Genomic DNA, 3,154 nt, shown 5'->3' on the forward strand with positions numbered 1-3,154 from the left:
GGTTTGTCCGGCAGCAATGGTGACTTGGTCGCCATTGCTGAGAGTGACTGTGAGCGGACGATCCAGCGCTTGGTTAACTTTTACCGTGAACGAAGGTTGCTGGGCTTCGGTGACATCGCCGTTGCTGACAATGGTGACGGCCACCTTGTCGCCCTGGTTACCCGTGCCCGGAGTGCCCGAGCCGGTCTCGTCGGTGACGGTGGTCGTAAGGGTGTTGTCGCTGAGGGTGAGTTTTTCGAAGTTATCCCCGCCGCTGACGCTTTCCAGCTTGTTGACGATGCTGGGCTGGCCGCCGACGTAGGCGTCGTCCTTCGCCGTGACGATGGCTGTACCGGTGGCGCTTCCCGCTGGGATGGTGACCTTGGTGCCGTCACTCAAGGTGAAGGTCAGGCCACCGTGGCCGCTAACCGGGAGCCCCTGCGCGTTGGCGAGGGTCACGGTGTAGGTGACCTGGCCCCCTTCAGTGACCGTGGTTTTGTCTGCGGTGAGGGTGGCGATCACTTCGCTTGGGGTGTCGCTGATCTGTACAGTTGCCGGGTTGCCGAACTCCAGATTTTCGAAGGCCTTGCCTTCGACCGTGGCGCTAGTGACGCCGACGGTCAAAGAGCCTGCATCCTTGAACACATCGTCGCCTTGGGCTGGTGCCTTGTACTCGACCTGGGTCTGGCCGGCAGCGATGGTGACTTGATCTCCGTTGCTCAAGGTGACGGTCAATGGGCGGTCGAGCGCCTGGTTCACCTTCACCGTGAACGAAGGCTGCTGAGCTTCAGTGACATCACCATTGCTGACAATGGTCACGGACACCTTGTCGCCCAAGTTGCCTGCACCCGGCGTATCCGAGCCGGTTTCGTCGGTGACGGTGGTCGTGAGCGTGTTGCTGCCGAGGGTCAGCTTCTCGAAGTTGTCGCCGCCGGTGACCGACTCGAGCTTGTTGACCAAGGAAGCCTGGCCGCCGACGTAGGCGTCGTCCTTGGCCGTGACGATGGCTGTACCGGTGGCGCTTCCCGCTGGAATGGTGACCTTGGTGCCGTCGGAGAGGTTGAACACCAAGCCGCCGTGCCCGGTGATCGGAAGGCCTTGGGCATTGCTGAGCGCAACGGTATAAGTGACCTGGCCACCTTCAGTGACCGTGGTCTTGTCTGCTGTCAGCGTGGCGACTACCTCGCTCGGGGTGTCGCTGATCTGCACGGTGGCGCTGCCAACGAGTTCGAGGTTTTCGAAGGTTTTGCCAGTGACGGTGGCGTTGGTGATACCGACGGTCAGGGAACCGGAGTCCTTGAACACGTCATCGCCCTGGGCTGGGGCTTTGTATTCCACCTGGGTCTGGCCCGCGGCGATGGTGACCTGGTCGCCGTTGCTCAGGGTGACGGTCAGCGGACGGTCCAGTGCCTGGTTCACTTTCACCGTGAACGAAGGCTGTTGGGCTTCGGTGACATCGCCATTGCTGACGATGGTGACCGAGACCTTGTCGCCCTGGTTGCCCGCTCCCGGTGTGCCGGAGTCTGCCTCATCCGTGACAGTGGTAGTAACCGTATTGCTGCCGAGGGTGAGTTTCTCGAAGTTGCCCGCGCCAGTGACGCTTTCGAGTTTGTTGACGATGCTTGGTTGGCCCCCAGCGTAGACATCATCCTTGCTGGTAATCGTGGCCGTGCCGCTGGTGCTACCGGCTGGAACGGTGACCTTGGTGCCGTCGCTCAGGGTGAAGGTCAGGCCACCGTGGCCGGTAACGGCCAGGCCTTGGGTGTTGCTGAGGGTGACGGTGTAAGTGACTTGGCCTCCCTCGCTGACGGTGGTTTTGTCAGCGGAGAGCGTGGCAACGACCTCGCTGGGCGTGTCGCTGATCTGCACGGTGGCAGAGCCACCCAGCTCGAGGTTTTCGAAGGTCTTGCCGGTGACCGTGGCATTGCTGATGCCGACGGTCAGGGAACCGGAGTCCTTGAACACGTCATCGCCCTGGGCCGGGGCTTTGTATTCCACCTGGGTCTGGCCCGCGGCGATGGTGACTTGGTCGCCGTTGCTCAGGGTGACGGTCAGCGGACGGTCCAGTGCCTGGTTCACTTTCACCGTGAACGACGGTTGCTGGGCCTCGGTAACGTCGCCATTACTGACGATGGTGACCGACACCTTGTCGCCCTGGTTGGCCGCACCCGGCGTACCCGAGCCGGTTTCGTCGGTGACGGTGGTCGTGAGGGTGTTGCTGCCGAGGGTTAGCTTCTCGAAGTTATCGCCGCCGGAGACGCTTTCCAGCTTGTTGACCAGCGACGGCTGCCCGCCGGCATAGACATCATCCTTGGCCGTGACGATGGCCGTGCCCGTTGCGCTGCCCGCAGGCACGTTGACTTTCGTGCCATCGGAAAGGGTAAACACCAAGCCGCTGTGGCCCGTGACCGCTAGGCCTTGGGCGTTGCTCAGGGTGACGGTGTAGGTGACTTGGCCACCTTCGGCGACGGTGGTTTTGTCTGCCGTCAGTGTGGCGACCACTTCGCTTGGGGTGTCGCTGATCTGCACGGTGGCGCTGCCACCGAGTTCGAGGTTTTCGAAGGTTTTGCCAGTGACGGTGGCGTTGGTGATACCGACGGTCAGCGAACCGGAGTCTTTGAACACATCGTCGCCTTGGGCCGGGGCTTTGTACTCGACCTGGGTCTGGCCTGCGGCAATGGTCACCTGGTCGCCATTGCTGAGGGTTACGGTCAATGGACGATCCAGTGCCTGGTTCACTTTCACCGTGAACGAAGGCTGTTGGGCTTCGGTGACATCGCCATTGCTGACGATGGTGACCGAGACCTTGTCGCCTTGGTTGCCTGCACCCGGCGTACCCGAGCCTGTCTCGTCGGTGACGGTGGTCGTAAGGGTGTTGTCGCTGAGGGTGAGTTTTTCGAAGTTATCCCCGCCGGAGACGCTTTCGAGCTTGTTGACGATGTTGGGCTGACCGCCGACATAGGCGTCGTCCTTGGCCGTGACGATGGCTGTACCGGTGGCGCTTCCCGCTGGGACGGTGACCTTGGTGCCATCACTCAGGGTGAACGTGAGGCCACCGTGGCCGCTAACCGGGAGCCCCTGGGCGTTGCTCAAGGTGACGGTATAGGTGACTTGGCCACCTTCGGCGACGGTGGTTTTGTCCGCCGTCAGCGTGGCGACCACCTCGCTCGGGGTG

At 62.1% G+C, this 3,154-nt stretch carries 1 protein-coding gene; it reads right to left on the reverse strand.

The window, feature by feature from the left end; all coding sequences use genetic code 11:
* The coding region (locus RAC97_RS24475) for an immunoglobulin-like domain-containing protein (protein WP_375102201.1) at positions 1 to 3,154 on the reverse strand (3,154 nt) is incomplete at both ends.

The organism is Pseudomonas sp. LS_2, assembly GCF_042709235.1.
Lineage (GTDB): Bacteria > Pseudomonadota > Gammaproteobacteria > Pseudomonadales > Pseudomonadaceae > Aquipseudomonas.